Below are 16,291 nucleotides of genomic sequence, written 5' to 3'. Positions count from 1 at the left end.
GCCCCCGCGGGGACCTCCGGCCTTTTCAGCTGTTCAGGATGCATCCGCCAGTTTCAGCGCCTGATCCAGCAACGCCTCACCGTTGGGGACTTCAGCTGCAAACTGCTGGTAGATCGGCTTGCTGGCCTCGACGAACGCGGCCCGGTCGGCCGTGTTCACCTGCATGCCGCCCTGTTTGAGCGTATCCAGCAGTTCCGCCTCCTCCTTGTCGGAGGTGTCGTACATCCACGGCCGGATCTCCTCAGCGCTGGACTTGATCACCTCACGCACCGCATCCGGCAGCTTGTCCCAGGTACGTTTGCCGGCCACCAGGTAGGACGGGGTGTAGACGTGGTTGGTCAGCGACAGGTACTTCTGCACCTCCTGCAGCTTGGCCGCATAGATGTTGGTAAGCGGGTTTTCCTGCCCATCGATAACGCCGGTCTGCAGTGCAACAAATACCTCGGAGAACGCCATCGGCGTTGGATTGCCACCCCACTCACGGAACATACTCACACGCCAGGTGCTATTCGGCGTGCGCATCTTGATGCCGGACAGATCCGCCGGGCTGTTGATCGGGTGAGCGTTGCTGGTCATCTGGCGGAAGCCGTTCTCCCACAGGCTGATCACCTTGTAGCCCTTGTCCTCCACGGTCGGCGCGATCTTGGGCCAGAACACCTCCTGCTCGATCTTGTTCAGGTGGGCGCGATCTTTAACCAGGAAGGGCATATCCCAGAGCGCGAACTCGGGACTCACGGTAGGCATGGTGGACGAAGGCTGGGTAAAGGCCACGGTGCCCAGTTTCAGCTTCTGCATCAGCTCCTTGTCTTTGCCAAGCTGAGCATCACCGAAGAAGGCCACGTTGTAATCCAGGCCGGCCTGCTTGAACTTCTCGTTCGCAACCTCGGCGAACTTTTCAGCCGTGCGGTACTGCAGCGAGCCTTGACTGGCCGATACACCGAACACCAGCTTTTCAGCCTGGACCGCGGTGGAGCCAAAGGCCAGTGCGATACCGGCGGCCAGCAGGGTAGTGCGTAGAGTTTTGCTATTCATCAGACCTTCCTTATTACTCTTATGTTGGATGTTACCTGATTCGTTTCATCCCTGACCGGTGGTATCCGGTTACTGCATCTCCCGAGTGCGCACGATCTAGTCCCCCATGATCGCGGCGGTGGTGCGATACACACTGTCGAGGTGGCGCAGCATGGCGGCTTCAGCCGCGGCCGCATCCCGCTCGAGCAGTGCGGTGTAGATCTCCTGATGCTCCTGATAACTGTTTTCGATCATGCCCGGCTGCACCATCACCTGACGGCGAAAGTTCAGCCCGTAGGCGTAGAGCTCTTCCGAGTAGCTGAGCAAAATCTCATTGCTGCCGTGTTCGGCGATGATCTTGTGGAAGCGTTTGTCTGCGAGCTGAAAGTGCACCGGCTCATCGAACAATTTGCGTTGCTGCGCCAGCAGCGCCTTCATCTCGCTCAGGCCGGCATCGCTGATATTGGCCGCCGCGCGCCGCGCGATAGCGACCTCGACGATCTTGCGGCTCTCGTACACCGTGCTCAGATCAAAGTTGTTGATCTCCAGATCCACCAGCTCCGGTGCCAGCTCTGCACAGCGCGCCAGCAACGCCTCGGTGCGGCGGATCCGGGTTTTGGCGCCGTGCGACACCTGGATCAGGCCATAGGCCGCAATTACGCCCAGCGCGCCGCGTACCGTTTCCCGGCTGACGCCGAACAGCTGACCCAGGTCGCGCTCGCTGGGCAGTTCATCGCCATCCCGCAGCAACCCGCAGAAGATCATCTCCAGCAACTTGCCGGCGAGGATCTCCTTCTTGGTCTTGTTTCTCAGCGCCTGCTCGAAGGCGAATACATGTTCAGCCATCTTGCGTCCTACCAACTTACCTACTGGTACGAAAACCATACCACCGGACCAGATGAGCGACAACCCTCTTGTGCACGGTTGTCATAAATAGTGGGAAATAGATCTCTCAGGCACCGCTGGACGCGGCTCGAACAGGTGTTGCGCTCAGCCGAGGCGCTATCAAAGCATCGGCAAAGAGGATCAAAAAATGGAACAGGACACAGACCAGCAAAGCTTCGCCCACCGAGCCATCCAGCAGGGCCAACACACTGATCGCCACCGGCAAGGTTTTTTGTGAGCCGGACAATGCCATGGCGATACATCCAGGCCGGTCGATCCGCAATAGACGGCCGGTCCACCAGTTGCCGACGAACAGCAACAGGTGCAGCACCAGTGCCGCCAGGCCGATCTTGAGCAACAGCAGCGGATCCAGGTGATGAAACAGACTGGCCGAGTCGGACAGCGCCAGCCACACGCCGACAACGATGCAGATAGACGGCAGATACTGCAACGGCCGTGCATCGGGCGAGAACGGCAGGCGCTGTTGCAAAGTCACGCCCACCAGAAAGGGCAGAAGCACCATCAGACCCAACTGGCGCAACAGAGGCCAGGGATCCACCTGAAACTGGGCACTCTCTTGCAGCACCAGGGTCAGCATCAGCGGCATGCTGAACACGCCAGCGATATTGAGCGCCATTGAGAACAGCAGCGCCCAGACCGCATAGCCGCCGGCCAGCTGGGTCTGCACGATACAGCTCGACAATGTCGAGGGCACTGTACCCATCACTACCAGCCCTAACAGCGCCCCCGCCGGCAACGCCAGTAGCTCGGCACTGTACAGGGCCAGCCAGGGCCCCAACAACAGGCTGATTACAGTGGTCGCCACCAGACCTTTCAGGAAGCTCAGCTCCCGTGGTATCTCAGCCAGCCGTACCTGGTACCCATTGACCATGAAGATCAGCATCACCAACCAGGGAATCAGGCCCGCCTGCTTCAGCGTTCGCCCCCACTCCGGCTCCAGCCAGGCGAGCAGAAACGCCAGCCCCAGTCCCAGGGGCAGGATCAGCGCTTTCATCGCCTAGCCCTGCTCGCTGGATCACTGTTGACCATCGACCCGCCGCGGCATCTGCAGCGGATTGGCCTGCTGCAACTCCGCCGGCAGCAGCGCATCCGGCACGTCCTGATAACAGACCGGACGTAGGAAACGCTCAATTGCCGACGCCCCCACTGAGCTGGTACGGCTGTCCGAAGTAGCCGGGAAGGGACCGCCATGGACCATCGCCTGACAGACTTCCACCCCGGTACCGAAGCCATTGAACAGCACGCGTCCGGCTTTCAACTCCAGCTCTTCAATCAACTGCTTCGCCAGCGTGGCATCCACCTCGGCACAATGCACCGCCGCTGTGAGCTGGCCCTCCAGTGCCTGGGTGACCTGCAGCATCTCCTCAGCATCTGCACAGCGCAGCACCAGGGTGCAGGAACCAAATACCTCACCGGCCAGCCGCTCATCGTTGAGGAAATCGGCAGCCCTGGCGACAAACAGCCCGGCCCTGCACTGATTCGGTCCAACCGCTGTTTGCGCCCGCGCCAGTGTGGTCACGGCCGGGTGTTGCTCCAGTACAGCCAGGCCCTGCTCAAACGCCCGGTGGATGCCCGGTGTCAGCATAGTCTGGCAGCCCGTGTCGGCCAGCTGCTGGCTGGCCTGCGCCAAAAACTGCTCCAACTCAGGACCATCCACTGCGAGGATCAATCCCGGACTGGTGCAGAACTGACCGGCGCCCATCTGCTGCGCCGCCACGAAGGCAGCGGCAATCGCTTCAGCGCGTTCCGTCAACGCGCCCGGCAGCAGATACACCGGGTTGATGCTGCTCATTTCGGCATACACCGGAATCGGTTCCGCCCGGTTCTGTGCCACCTGCATCAGTGCCACGCCGCCCCTGCGGGATCCGGTAAAGCCCACCGCCTTGATCTGCGGATGCGCCACCAGGGCGGTCCCAATTTCATTGCCGGCCCCATACAGCAGCGAGAACACCCCCTCCGGCATGGCGCATGCGCGGGCCGCCTGCTGTACCGCACGTCCTACCAGTTCCGAGGTGCCCGGATGCGCCGAGTGCGCCTTTACCACCACCGGGCAACCGGCGGCCAGTGCCGAGGCGGTATCGCCACCCGCGACGGAAAACGCGAGCGGGAAATTGCTGGCACCGAACACGGCTACGGGCCCCAGGGCCAGGCGGCGGAAACGCAAATCGGAACGCGGTAGCGGTTTGCGCTCCGGCAGTGCCGGGTCGATGCGCACATCCAGGTAAGTACCGTCGCGCACCACGCCGGCAAACAGACGCAGCTGGTTGCAGGTGCGGCCACGCTCGCCCTCCAACCGGGCGCGCGGCAATCCGGTTTCCTGCATCGCCCGTTCGATCAGCTGATCACCCAGCGCCTCGATCTGCTCGGCGATGCAGTCCAGGAACTGCGCCCGCGCCTGCGGCGTGGTGTTGCGGTAGTGCCGAAAAGCAGACCAGGCCAGGGAGCAGGCCTCATTGACCACCTGCGCTGTAACGCCCGGGTAAGCCGGCGCCAGCACTTCATTGGTCGCCGGATTGGTCGCTTGAATCTTCGCTTGGGTACCCAAAACCTCGTTCTGGCCAATCAGATTCTTGCCGCTCAGTTCAATCACGCTCTTCTCTCCACTCATCAAAGGTACATTTATCAAGACAGGTCGCTGGGCAGATCCAGCCGATACCAGCGCGCCGCGTTGCGCCAGAGGACGTCATCGCGTGCATTGGGTACAACCTGAGTGATCACTGATTCCACCAAGGCCAACCAATCGGCATACCCCACCTGCAAACCCGACACTGGGGCATTGCTGGCGTACAGACATCGCTGGGGTCCAAATACCTGTAACAGCTCGACTAATAACGCCCGGTTATCTTCCGCAATCCAGGGACGTCCCGGCGTACCAAGTTCCGACAGTTTGACGCAGACATTCGGATTGCTGGCCAGCGCCGCGATCCCCTGGCGCCAGCTGCGCAAGCCCTGCTCGGAGCGGTCCCAGGGCAGACCACAATGATTCAGGATCACCCGCAACGTCGGGTGCTCCTGCAGCCGCTCCGCAGCCTCCGAAAGATGCCAGGCCGGGACGCGCAGATCCCAGCTCAAGTCGCGCTCCGCCAACAGCTGCAAGCCGCTGCACCAGCGATCATCCTGCAAACTGCCGGGCTGCCCGCGCACGGTGTGCAGCTGATCGGGCCGCTTGGCCGTCACCGGTTTGGCGCGCACACCGCGAAACAGCGCAGAGCACAACTGCTGATCCAGCTCAGATGCACAGGTGTCGGTACCAAAACCCGCCCAGCCAACATGGGCTGTTGGTAACTCCTGGGTACGGGCCAGTGTCTCTACCCAGAAGGTTTCTTCAACCGCCTGGTGGCGAGCGGCCTCTGCCTCACAATGCACGCTGCCGATCAGTACGTAGCCCTGGGGAATCAGCCTGCGCAGATTGCTGGGCTGAAACGCACGGCGTATGGCCGTATAGTCGCCAAGAAAAAAGTCGTGGACCGGTTGATCCCCCAACCAGGGATAATCCAGTTGCTGGCCCAGGATCCAGAAATGGTGGTGGGCATCGATTAGCCTTTGTGCGTGCATCATGCGTCAGTCCAGTCACAGTTGCCTGATAGTTAGTTCGCCAACCACTGCATAGGCGCAATGATGATCTGAGGGAAAGCTACGAACAGCAGCAGGATGCCGACATACGCCAGCGCGAACGGGAACACGCCGCTGACAGCCTTCTCAAACTTGATATTGCCCACGCTGGTGATCACGTTCAGCACGTTGCCCACCGGTGGTGTGATCAAACCGATAGCGCAATTCAGAACAAACATAATGCCGAAGTAGACCGGATCGATACCGGCGATCTTGACGATCGGCATCAAGATCGGGGTCAGTACCAGAATGGTCGGCGTTAGATCCATCACCATGCCCACCACCAGTACTATGCCCATGATCGCCAGCATCAGCAGGCGCGGGTTATCAGCCAAGGGCGCTAACAGATCAGCCACCATCATCGGCAGTTGCGCGATACTGATTAGCCAAGATGCGACCATCGCGGCCGCCACCAGGAACATCACAATGGCCGTGCTCCGCGCAGCGAGCCCCAGTACTTCATACAGTTGCTTCAGGTTCAACTCACGGTAAACCAGGGTGGCTACGAACATCGCGTAGACCGCCGCCACGACACCGGCCTCGGTGGGGGTAAAGATCCCGGTCTTGATTCCGCCGATGATGATCACCGGCAACAGTATGGCCCAGAAGCTCTCGCGCAGAGCCTTCAGGCGCTCGCCCCAGGTCGCCTTTTCGGCAACCACCAGGTCCTCCTTGCGCGTCATGAACAACCACATCACCACCAGCGTCACGCCCATCAGCAGCCCCGGTACGATGCCGGCCAGAAATAGCTTGCTGATCGAGATCCCACCGGCTACGCCGATGATGATGAGCGGTATCGACGGCGGGATAATCGGCGCAATGATGCCACCAGCCGCCATTAAGCCGGCGGAACGACCAAGCGGATAACCGGCCTTGCGCATCACCGGCAACAGCATACTCGCCAGCGCTGCGGTATCGGCCACAGCCGAACCTGACAAGCTGGCCATAATGATGGCGGCAAAGATCGCCACAAAACCCAATCCGCCCTTGCGGTGACCCACCAGACTCATGGCGAGCGTCACGATGCGCTGAGACAGTCCACCGCGAGACATCACTTCACCGGCCACCAGGAAGAACGGAATCGCCAGCAGGGTGTAGCTGTCGGCGCCGTTGACCAGGTTCTGGGCCAGAATCTGTGAATCGAACATATCCAGGTGCAGCATCAACACCACAGCACTGACCAGCAGCGCAAAGGCGATCGGCACACCGAGCCCGATGGCGCCCAGCAGGGATCCGATAAACAGTGTAATCGTCATCTCATTCCTCTCCCGCCGGCTCTGCAAACAGGTTGGACGGCACAAAAACGCGGTAGAGCAGCACGATCGACATCAGCACACCCGTTATCAGGCCAGCGAGGTAAAACACACCCACCGGAATACCGCTGATCGGCGACAGGTTGTCCCAGTTGAGCAGGGTCTGCTTGTAGGCACCGACCATCAGCATCAACGCACAGCCCAGCATCATCAGTGTCACCAGACGCTCCAACCAAGGCAGCACGGCACGTGGCAACAGCGCCATCAATGTGGTGACTCCCAAATGCTGTTGCTTGAGCAAAGCCACCACTGCACCAAGAAAGGTCACCCACACAAAGAGAAAGCGCGACAGCTCCACGCTGACCGATATGCCGCTATTGAAGCCATATCGGAGCACCACATTGACAAACACCAGGACGATCATGGTCACCAGAGCGGCCACCATCAGTGCACTCAGGCACTGCTCAGTGACGCGCGCCAGTCGCTCAGCAACCGCCACGCATAGCGCCCGCCCTCCTGGCTTGTTCGCCCCGGTTCCAGCCGGCATGATTTGGGAACGTTCGAGAGTTGAAGCCATCACTCAACCTCTTCTAGCAAGATGGATACGGATCAAGCAAAGCGCCTGACCCACCGGTAGATCACTGGCCGCGCGATGCGTCCAGTGCCTGACTGAAACGGGTCACCAGGTCTTGATCCAGGCTCGCCTGGTAGCGTTGAATCAACTCCGCCAAGGACTCCCGCATCTGCTTGCGCTCCGCCTCTGGCACCGCATTCACCTGCATCTGGTCACTGAGTTCCTGTAACAGAGTGCCGTTGAGTTCGCGGCTGACCTGACGCTGATAAAGGGTGGCCTCGCGTGCCGCCTCACGAACCGCCTGTTGCTGGGACTCATCGAGCTGATCCATGAACTTGGCAGATGCCAGCAGCACCAACGCATCGTAGGCATGCGCGGTCTGTGACAGGTAGGGCTGTACCTCGAAGAAACGCTTGGAGGCGATCACCGTATAAGGGTTTTCCTGAGCATCGACGGTACGTGTTTCCAGAGCGGTGAACAGCTCGTTAACCGGCATCGGCACGGCGTTCGCCTGCAGCGTATTGAACAGGTCGATATACAGGTTGTTCTCCATGACCCGAACCTTCAGCCCCTGCAGGTCCTCCAGGGTTTCCACCGGGCGGCGGGAGTTGGTCAGGTGGCGGAAGCCGTTTTCCCAGAATGCTAGGGCCTCGAGTCCCTTGTCGTCCAGACTCCTGAGCAGCGATTGCCCCACCTCGCCGTCCAGAACTGCATCAGCATGCGCCTCATTGTCGAACTGGAACGGCAGGCTGACGATGCTGAAGTTGCCGTTCAAGCTGGCCAGCGTTGCCGTCGAGGGCACAGTAAAGGCCAGGGTGCCGGCCTGCAGCATGGAGGTCATATTGACGTCATTGCCGAGCATGCCACCACTGAACACCTTGACCTCCACTTCACCCTGAGTCTTTTGCTCGACCAGCTCGGCAAACTTGCGCGCGCCCAGTGTTTGAGGATGCTCCTCCGGCAAGCTGGTCCCCATGCGTGCCGTGATTCCCGCTACAGCAGGCAGTGATCCCATCACCAGGGAAGCGGACAATAGGGCGGTACCGAAAATCGTCATCGTTTTCATCATTTAAACCTCTGTTATTGTTCTAGGGTACTCAGGTAAGAGCGCATGCCAGCTGGCGATCAGCAGGCCATCTCCGTCGTTTCGCCGAGTTCGGCGCAATCCAATTGATAAATGCGTATTGCGTTGTCGCAGAACATGGCCAGGCGTTCAGTGCGGCTGAATTCAGTCGTCAGCTGCTTGAACGCGCCCCACAGCGGTGCCAGATCCGTCACCAGCGAGTCCACCGGGAAGTTGCTGGCAAATAGGCAGCGCTGCGGGCCAAACAGCGCGATCACCTCCTGAATGACCCGCTGGTTATCGTCCAGCCGCCAGCGCCGGCCCTGCATCCCCAGGCCCGAGATCTTCACGCTGACCTGTGGATAAGCAGCCAACCGCGCCATCGCCTGGTGCCAGCCTTGCAGCGTCGCCTCATCCCGCTGCCCCGGCACTCCGGTGTGATTGATCACCACCGGCACCTCGGGATAGCGCTCCAGCAATGGCAGCAGATCCGGCAGATGCCACCAGTGGGTTTGCAGTTCGCAGATCAAGCCCTGTTGAGCCAAGGCGGCATAGCCGCGCTGCCAGTTGGGGCAACGCATAGATCCGCTCAGACAATGCGCCGGATCGTAGTCCTCCCGTGCCAACGCAGCTGGTTTATGACGCACACCGCGCAGCCGTGGGAACTGCGCCAGCGCTTCAAGCTGCTGCGCCACATCGGCCCTGTCCAGCCAAGCCTGACCAATCATCGCGTTGGGCCAACCCGTGCGCTGGGCGAGGCCATGGACCCAATCCGCTTCACCCGGTGCATCGGTTGGGTCCCATTCGGCTTCCATGTAGACCGTGCCGATGACCCGGTGCTCGCCCTGCAGAGCACGATAGTCGGCCGGCAGGAAGGGCTTGCGGATCGGACGGTAATCACCGTAACGAAAAGTGATGGGCGGTTCGTCGCAAAGCCAGGGATGGTAGTTCTGCTGTGGATCCCAGAAGTGCAGGTGAGCATCCACGATCGGCAGCCATTTATCTTCCCCACTCTGCAGGTAACGACTGCGCAGTTCGGTCAGGTTCAGGTCCATGCCTATCTCCTACTTGGCACTTTCCACGGCGTCGAGCAGCTCGCTGCCATACTTCTCAACGAAACCAGCGCGCACCGATGCCTCCACAGCCGCTCGCATCGACTCGCGATCCGGCTGCGCGACCACCTGCATGCCCTGGGCTTTGAGGTACTCCAGATCTGTCGCCATGCGCTCGCTGTTCAGATTGCGCTGGTATTGCGCCGCTTCACGCGCAGCTTCTACCACCACCAGCTGATACTCTGCGGGCAGGCTGTCGAACTTGGCCTTGTTCATGATCAATGGCGCCGCCGTATAGGCATGCGCTGTGAGCGACAGATATTTCTGCACCGCATCCAGGTTGGCGGAACGAATCAGCGTGACCGGGTTTTCCTGGCCATCGACCGTGCCGGTTTCCAGAGCAGTAAACAGCTCGGCGAACGGCATCGGCACCGGGTTGGCGCCGAGGGTCTTGAACGCCGCAATGTGGGCCGGATTTGGCGTGGTACGCAGTTTCAAGCCCTTGATATCATCCGCACTGTTAACCGCATGCCGGGAGTTGGTCAGGTTGCGGAAACCGATCTCCCAGAACGCCAGTCCCTTAATACCCTTGGCACCCATGAAACCCAGTAGATCCTGACCTACCTCGCCATCGAGCACCCGGTACGCTTGTGCCGCATCCTCGAACAGGAACGGCAGGTCGAGCACATTGAGCTCTCCCACCAAACCGCTGAAATAGGGGTTGCCAGACAGTTCGATGTCAATGCTGCCGCCACGCACGCCAGCAATCATGCCGGCATCATCGCCCAACTGCCCGTTCGGGAAGATGCGCACCGTCACCTCGCCCTGAGTACGCTCCTTCACCTGTGCAGCGAAGTGTTCCGCCGCCAGGTGCTGCGAATCTTCGACCGGGTGCGCGTGGGCAAAGGTTAATTTCCAGTCCGCATGGGTAATACAGCTCAAGCTCAGGGTCAGGGCGCCAACGGACGCTGCCAACAGAGTTTTGAGAGGTTTGAATGTAGTTATCATTGTTTTGACCTCTTGCAGTAATTAAGGGTTAGAGTGCAGCCACGGTTAACGCTGTCGTGTCATTATCGTCAGCGAACCGCAGCGGATTGCCCAACGCCCGTCCCAGGGCCGGCAATTCGATCTCAAAGCGGTCGCCATCCTGAGTACGAACACCATCGGCAAAGCTCAGCGTGGCGGTGCCGAAGTAATGCACGTGCAGATCGCCGGGGCGGCGGAACTGGGCATACTTGAAGTGGTGGTGCTCCAGATTGGCCAGGCTGTGCGCCATGTTGGCTTCGCCGGTCAGGAACGGCTTGCGCCAGATCACCTCGCCCTCACGGACGATGCGGCTTTCACCCTGCAGATCCGCCGGCAGTTCACCCAGTAATAACTCCGGACCAAAACTGCAGGCCCGCAGCTTGGAATGAGCCAGCCAGAGGTAATTGCCGCGTTCGGTGACATGGTCGGAGAATTCATTGCCGACAGCGAAACCGACGCGCCAGGGGGTACCGTCGGGCGCGATCAGGTAGAGGCCGACCAGTTCCGGCTCTTCACCGGCGTCCTCGGCAAACGCCGGTACCGGCAGCGCGGCTTCCGGCGCGACAACGATGTCGCCGTCGCCCTTGTAGAACCACTCCGGCTGCGCGCCAACCCGACCGGTCTCCGGCTTGCCGCCATCCAGGCCGAGCTTGAACATGCGCATGCTGTCGGTCAGTTCGCTGTCCTTGGCGGCGATCTGCGCGTGCATGTTGGCACGGGTACTGGCGCTGCCGAGATGGGTCAGACCGGTGCCGGACACCAGGCAGTGAGCCGGATCCGGATGGCTCATCGGCGCCAGCAGCTGACCAGTTTCGATCACCTGGGTGTAGTCCAGCCGCTCCTGCCCCAGGTGGCGGTCGATCACCGCCTCCAGCGACAGACCCTCGGCGATGGCGGCCTGCGCCAGCGCGTAGGTGCCGCCGTCAAACTCGACCACCCTCAGCTGATTCGGGCTCTCCACCACCGCGGCGCGCAGGCCCTGGGGATGGCTGATCTGTACGATTCTCATGACCGCCCTCCTTATTCGATGATGTTGAACTGGTCGAGGTAGCGCTGGGAGATGGTCAGACCCAGCCCCGGCTTGTTGTCATCCAGATCGATAAACCCGTTCACCGGCTCCGGGTCACCCTTGAAGATGTAGTAGAACAGCTCGTTACCCACCTCCACGTCATGCACCGGGAAGAATTCAGACATCGGCGAGGCCAGGGTGGACATGGTCAGGTGGTAGTTGTGCATCTGCCCGGCATGGGGAATCACCGGCACGCTGTAGGCTTCGCACAGGGCGTTGATCTTGTGCGCCGCGGTGATACCGCCGACACGGTTGGTGTCGTACTGCACGACGGACACTGCCTTTTTGTCCAGCAACTGCTTGAAGCCGTAGCTGGTGAACTCATGCTCGCCACCGGAGATCGGGATCGAGGTGAGCTGGTTCAGCTCGGCGTAGCCATCGATATCATCGGCAATCACCGGCTCCTCAAGCCAGCGCGGCTCGAACTTCTCCAGCTTCGGCAGCATGCGCTTGGTGTACTCCAGGTTCCAGCCCATGTAGCACTCCAGCATCAGATCTACATCGTCGCCGATCACCTCTCGTACCGCGGCGACGCTATTGAGGTTCTCACGCATACCCTGGGGACCGTCCTTGGGACCGTAGCCGAAGCGCATCTTCATGGAGGTAAAACCCTGATCCAGGTAGCGCTGCGCCTCGTCCTGCATCTCTTTCAGGTCAGTGCGGTAGAGCTTGGAGGCGTAGCAGGGGATCTTCTCCTTGGTGCGACCACCCAGCAGCTTGAACACCGGACGCCCGGTGGCCTTGCCCATCAGATCCCAGAGCGCGATATCGATGGCGGAGATGGCCGCCATGGCTACACCCTTGCGCCCCCAGGCATGGGTTGAGCGGTACATGCGCTGCCACAGATATTCGTAGTCGAACGGGTCGTGACCGATCACCAGCGGCGTCAGGTACTGGTCGATGATCGCCTTGGCGATGCGCGGCGCCAGCGCCACGTTGCCGATACCGACCAGACCGTCATCGGTTTCCACTTCCACCACGGTCCAACCGTGGAAACGGAAGGTGCCCATGGAGTCGCCGCGATCCCAAAGCTGGTCCATAGCGTTGGAGCAGAAATGGGCCTGGGGTGGAACGGTGTGACCTTTCCATTCAAAGGTACGCGCGCGGACATTGGTTATTTTCATTATTCGATTCTCCAGAGTAGTTGTTCAGCAGTTGGCCTCGGCGCGGTAGGCAGCACCCATCCGGCAGGCAATGTGGAAAGCTTGCAGGGTCGCCTCGACGTTGGCGCGGTTCTGACCGGCGATGTCGTAGGCGGTGCCATGAGCCGGCGTAGTGATCGGTACCGGCAGTCCGCCCTGCACCGTGACGCCACGCTCGAAGCCGAGCAGCTTGATGGCGATCTGCCCCTGATCGTGGTACATGGTGACGATGGCGTCATACTCCCCGGCGCGGGCCTTGAGGAAGATGGTGTCGGCCGGGAAAGGACCATGCACCGGAACCCCTTCAGCATTCAGCTCCTCCACCGCCGGCGCGATGATGTCGATCTCCTCACGGCCGCAGACGCCTCCGTCACCGCCATGCGGGTTCAATGCCGCCACGGCCACCCTCGGCTCAGCCACGCCTGCCGCCTGCAGCGAGCGGTAGATCAACTGACTGGCCTGCTTAATGCGCCCTTTTTCCAGGTACAGCGGCACATCCTTCAGCGGCACATGGGAGGAGATGCGTGAGGTCCAGAGCCCACCCAGGGTATTGAACTCGCAGAAGAAGCCATCCACGTTCAGGTAATCGGCAAAGTAGTGCAGCTCATCCTCGAACGGCATGCCCGCCTGTTTCATGGCGTGCTTGTTCAGCGGCGCGAAACAGATCGCATCGATCTGGCGGTCACGGACCGCGGCCAGGCACAAATCCAGCACCTTCAGCACTGAGGCACCACCGCTGGCACGCGCAGTGCCAACCTCAACCTCCTCCGGATGTACGCTATCCACCGCCAGGAACAGCGGTCGTCCGCCAGCCTGCGCCCGCGCTTCGGCGAGAGAGACAATCGGCTGCAGCTCTACCTGCACACCCGCAATCGTCTGACCGCGCTGCCACAACCACTCGTCACCCACCAGCACGACGTTGGCCTGCTCCAACACCTGGCGGTGACTCAACAGCTTGGCGATCAGCTCAGAGCCGATACCGGCCGGATCGCCCAAGGTCAGTGCCACTGTCGGCTTGTCGTTTACCATTGAATTGCCCCCCGCTCTGTTTCTGTGCCATTTGGCCAGGCTTGTTATCTTGGTCCGGGCCAGACCATCTGGCCCACTGGTATGCTGACTGTACCAGCGACCACAAAGCGGGGTCAATAGGCAAAATTCAAGAGTTAGGCAGGGCGTTTCAGCATCACGGGGTTAGGGATGAATCACGCAACGGCAGCACGCGCGCGCCAGCCGGGGTCGCGGAATAGTCATGCGCCCCGTGCCACAGCTGAACGAAGTCGGAGTCAGATAAAGCGGGAGTAAAACTGGGCTTCAGGCGTTGCCCTGCATCGCCTCGACGGTGGTGCAGTACACGCTCTCGATATGGGCGAGCATCGCCTGTTCGGCGCGGTCGGGATCATGGGCTTCCAGGGCCGAGTAGATCGCCTCGTGCTCGCGGTAGCTGCGTTCTATAGAGCCCTCCATCTGCATCACCAGGCGTCGGAAGTTGAGGCCATAACTGTAGAGATCTTCGGTGTACTTGAGCAGGATTTCGTTACCCGCGTATTCCGAAATCAGTTTGTGGAAATTCTTGTCCGAGAGCTGGAAATGCACCGGCTCGTTGAACAGCTGCTGCTGTTGGTCCAACAGCTTGCGCAGCGCCTCGAGCCCCACCCGATCGATATTGCGCGCGGCATTGCGGGCGATGGCGGCCTCAATCACTTTGCGGCTGTCGAACACGGTGTGCACGTCATAGTTGTTGACCTCGATCGCCCCCAGCTCCGGCAGCAGTTCGATGCAGCGCTTGAGCAGCTCCTCATTGCGATTGACACGGGTCTTGGCGCCATGGGCGACACTGATCAGACCGTAGGCCGCGACTATCGCCAGTGCGCTGCGAACGGTTTCTCTGCTGACCCCGAACATGTTGCCAAGCTCACGCTCACTCGGAAGCTGATCGCCATCGCGCAGCAACCCGGTGAAGATCATCTCGAGGATCTTGCCGGCCAGCACATCCTTCTTGGTCTTGTTGGTCAGCGTCTGTTCGAAGGCAAAGGCATTGGTGGTCATGGGCAGGGGCATATCCGGGCAACTTATTGTCTTAACGGAGCAGTTTAACGGGTTTGATCACCCCCGTCATGCCAGTCCGACTTGCATAAACTCTCCACAGTTGCATGACAAACTTTCTTTCAAAATGCGTAGGGGTAGAGTTATGTAGTGGTCAACACTCTTAACAAGTTCCTCTCCAGAGAAGAGTAGACGTCGTTATGAGGAGAGATTTGGTGAGCGGCAGCTTAGGGTCGATAGCGGCAGTCAGTTGCTAACCTCGCTAATTTCCGCTGTGTGCGTAGGCTGTGTGAAAACGCTTCTGTAATCTTATTTTGACACGTCTAAATTCATTTTTGACTACACTTATCAGTGTAGCCAGCCCAGGTGTCGCTGATATGTCATGCCGTATTCAAGGACAGGATCGGTCCCAGGTCACCTTGTTCCTCGAAGCCCTTGATGACTTCGTAACAGAAGATAATCCGATCAGAGTCATTGATGCTTTTGTGGATCAACTCGACCTACATAGTCTTGGACTCCAGAGAGCAAAAGCGAAGACTAAGGGTCGTCCCGGCTACCACCCCGCGACACTACAGAAGCTATACATTTATGGTTATATCAACCGTATCCAGTCGTCACGGCGACTCGAACGAGAAGCTCATCGTAATGTTGAGCTGATGTGGTTGATGGAGCGACTGACTCCTGATTTCAAAACCATTGCCGACTTCGAAGAGATCACGGTAAGGGTATCAAAAAAGCATGCATATGTTTTCCGAGGCGGTGGTCGCTATCGACGGCAGTAAATTCAAAGCGGTTAACAGCAAACAGTACAATTACACACCGTGACCTTTCCCCTCAGTTAGTACCACTGCCCAGATGAGATTCCACTATGCTGCTTGGTTAGCATATTGCTCTGGTGGAACATATCCGAGTGCGCTGTGTGGCCTCACTTGGTTGTAGTGCTTTCGCCATAGATCGACCTCTACTCGTGCCTCGTCCAGCGTTCTGAACCAATGACGGTTCAGGCACTCGTTGCGGAATTTGCCGTTCAGACTTTCGACGAACGCATTCTGAGTCGGTTTGCCTGGCTGGATAAATCCAAGTCCAACACCGGTTTCCCGACTCCAGAAGAACATCGCTTTGCTGGTAAACTCTGTCCCGTTATCGCAGATGATCTTTTTGGGTCTGCCACGCAGCTCCAGCAAGCGATCCAGGAAGCGTGCGACCTGACGGCCGCTGATCGACACGGATACCAGCTGACCTACTACTTCACGAGAGAACTCGTCGACGACATTGAACACCCGAAAACGTCTGCCACTGGCGAGCTGGTCCGATACGAAGTCCATCGACCAACGCTCATTCACACGCGTTGGTACCTCTATTGGCTGTCGAGGTCGCTGAAGCTTTTTGCGCTTCTTGGTCCGGACCTGTAACCCCTCTTCGGAGTAGATCCGGTAGGTCCGTTTCCTGTTCACGACCAGTCCCTCGGCCTTGAGCATCCCGTGAAGCATCAGATATCCGTAGGCGGACTGTTCGACAGCCAGCTCCTTCAATCTGGCGC

The 16,291-nt window shown here is 59.7% G+C and carries 15 protein-coding genes and 1 pseudogene; 1 reads left to right on the top strand and 15 read right to left on the bottom strand.

From position 1 onward, the window contains the following. Positions 1–33 precede the first annotated feature (33 nt). From ADIMK_RS08480 to ADIMK_RS08415, 14 genes are all read right to left on the bottom strand, one after another. Positions 34–1,032, bottom strand: a complete 999-nt coding sequence (locus ADIMK_RS08480) for a TRAP transporter substrate-binding protein (protein ID WP_036186323.1) — start codon at positions 1,030–1,032, stop codon at positions 34–36. 96 nt (positions 1,033–1,128) lie between these two features. After that, positions 1,129–1,857 (bottom strand): FadR/GntR family transcriptional regulator, encoded by a 729-nt coding sequence (locus ADIMK_RS08475; protein ID WP_036186703.1) that lies wholly within the window; start codon positions 1,855–1,857, stop codon positions 1,129–1,131. 106 nt (positions 1,858–1,963) lie between these two features. Beyond that, a complete protein-coding gene (locus ADIMK_RS08470) occupies positions 1,964–2,911 on the bottom strand; it encodes a bile acid:sodium symporter (RefSeq protein WP_051692718.1) in 948 nt (315 codons plus the stop codon). A gap of 21 nt (positions 2,912–2,932) precedes the next feature. Further along, positions 2,933–4,504 carry an aldehyde dehydrogenase (NADP(+)) gene (locus ADIMK_RS08465; RefSeq protein ID WP_036186691.1) on the bottom strand — a complete coding sequence of 524 codons (1,572 nt, stop codon included), beginning with the start codon at positions 4,502–4,504 and terminating at the stop codon, positions 2,933–2,935. A gap of 35 nt (positions 4,505–4,539) precedes the next feature. Beyond that, the gene (locus ADIMK_RS08460; RefSeq protein WP_036186320.1) at positions 4,540–5,475 is read right to left on the bottom strand and encodes an amidohydrolase family protein; all 936 of its coding nucleotides are present in this window, start codon (positions 5,473–5,475) and stop codon (positions 4,540–4,542) included. A 29-nt stretch (positions 5,476–5,504) separates the two neighbouring features. Continuing rightward, positions 5,505–6,785, bottom strand: coding sequence for a TRAP transporter large permease subunit (locus tag ADIMK_RS08455; protein ID WP_036186316.1), 1,281 nt, complete (start codon positions 6,783–6,785; stop codon positions 5,505–5,507). 1 nt (position 6,786) lies between these two features. After that, entirely contained in the window at positions 6,787–7,359 is a 573-nt protein-coding gene (locus tag ADIMK_RS08450; protein WP_197027509.1) for a TRAP transporter small permease, read from the bottom strand. Between the two features lie 61 nt (positions 7,360–7,420). Beyond that, positions 7,421–8,425 (bottom strand): TRAP transporter substrate-binding protein, encoded by a 1,005-nt coding sequence (locus ADIMK_RS08445; RefSeq protein WP_051692715.1) that lies wholly within the window; start codon positions 8,423–8,425, stop codon positions 7,421–7,423. A 56-nt stretch (positions 8,426–8,481) separates the two neighbouring features. After that, a complete protein-coding gene (locus tag ADIMK_RS08440) occupies positions 8,482–9,474 on the bottom strand; it encodes an amidohydrolase family protein (RefSeq protein ID WP_036186314.1) in 993 nt (330 codons plus the stop codon). Between the two features lie 9 nt (positions 9,475–9,483). Continuing rightward, positions 9,484–10,479, bottom strand: a complete 996-nt coding sequence (locus ADIMK_RS08435; protein ID WP_036186312.1) for a TRAP transporter substrate-binding protein — start codon at positions 10,477–10,479, stop codon at positions 9,484–9,486. Between the two features lie 28 nt (positions 10,480–10,507). Further along, entirely contained in the window at positions 10,508–11,506 is a 999-nt protein-coding gene (gene araD1, locus ADIMK_RS08430; protein ID WP_036186310.1) for an AraD1 family protein, read from the bottom strand. A gap of 11 nt (positions 11,507–11,517) precedes the next feature. Then, positions 11,518–12,690 (bottom strand): L-rhamnonate dehydratase, encoded by a 1,173-nt coding sequence (locus ADIMK_RS08425; protein WP_036186308.1) that lies wholly within the window; start codon positions 12,688–12,690, stop codon positions 11,518–11,520. A 24-nt stretch (positions 12,691–12,714) separates the two neighbouring features. Then, positions 12,715–13,737, bottom strand: a complete 1,023-nt coding sequence (locus ADIMK_RS08420; protein ID WP_036186306.1) for a 4-hydroxythreonine-4-phosphate dehydrogenase PdxA — start codon at positions 13,735–13,737, stop codon at positions 12,715–12,717. Positions 13,738–14,019: 282 nt separating this feature from the next. After that, positions 14,020–14,766, bottom strand: a complete 747-nt coding sequence (locus ADIMK_RS08415; RefSeq protein WP_036186304.1) for a FadR/GntR family transcriptional regulator — start codon at positions 14,764–14,766, stop codon at positions 14,020–14,022. 362 nt (positions 14,767–15,128) lie between these two features. Between ADIMK_RS08415 and ADIMK_RS08410 the strand changes: the two are divergent. Beyond that, positions 15,129–15,570, top strand: a pseudogene (locus tag ADIMK_RS08410) (transposase); the annotation flags it as partial. Positions 15,571–15,617: 47 nt separating this feature from the next. Here the strand turns inward: ADIMK_RS08410 and ADIMK_RS08405 are convergent. Continuing rightward, on the bottom strand, positions 15,618–16,291 hold a 674-nt coding region (locus tag ADIMK_RS08405; protein WP_036186300.1), incomplete at its 5' end, for an IS3 family transposase.

It is taken from the genome of Marinobacterium lacunae (assembly GCF_000705555.1).
In the GTDB taxonomy this organism is placed as follows: domain Bacteria; phylum Pseudomonadota; class Gammaproteobacteria; order Pseudomonadales; family Balneatricaceae; genus Marinobacterium_D; species Marinobacterium_D lacunae.
Note: the sequence above shows the minus strand (reverse complement) of the source record. Positions and strands in the feature narration are given on the sequence as shown.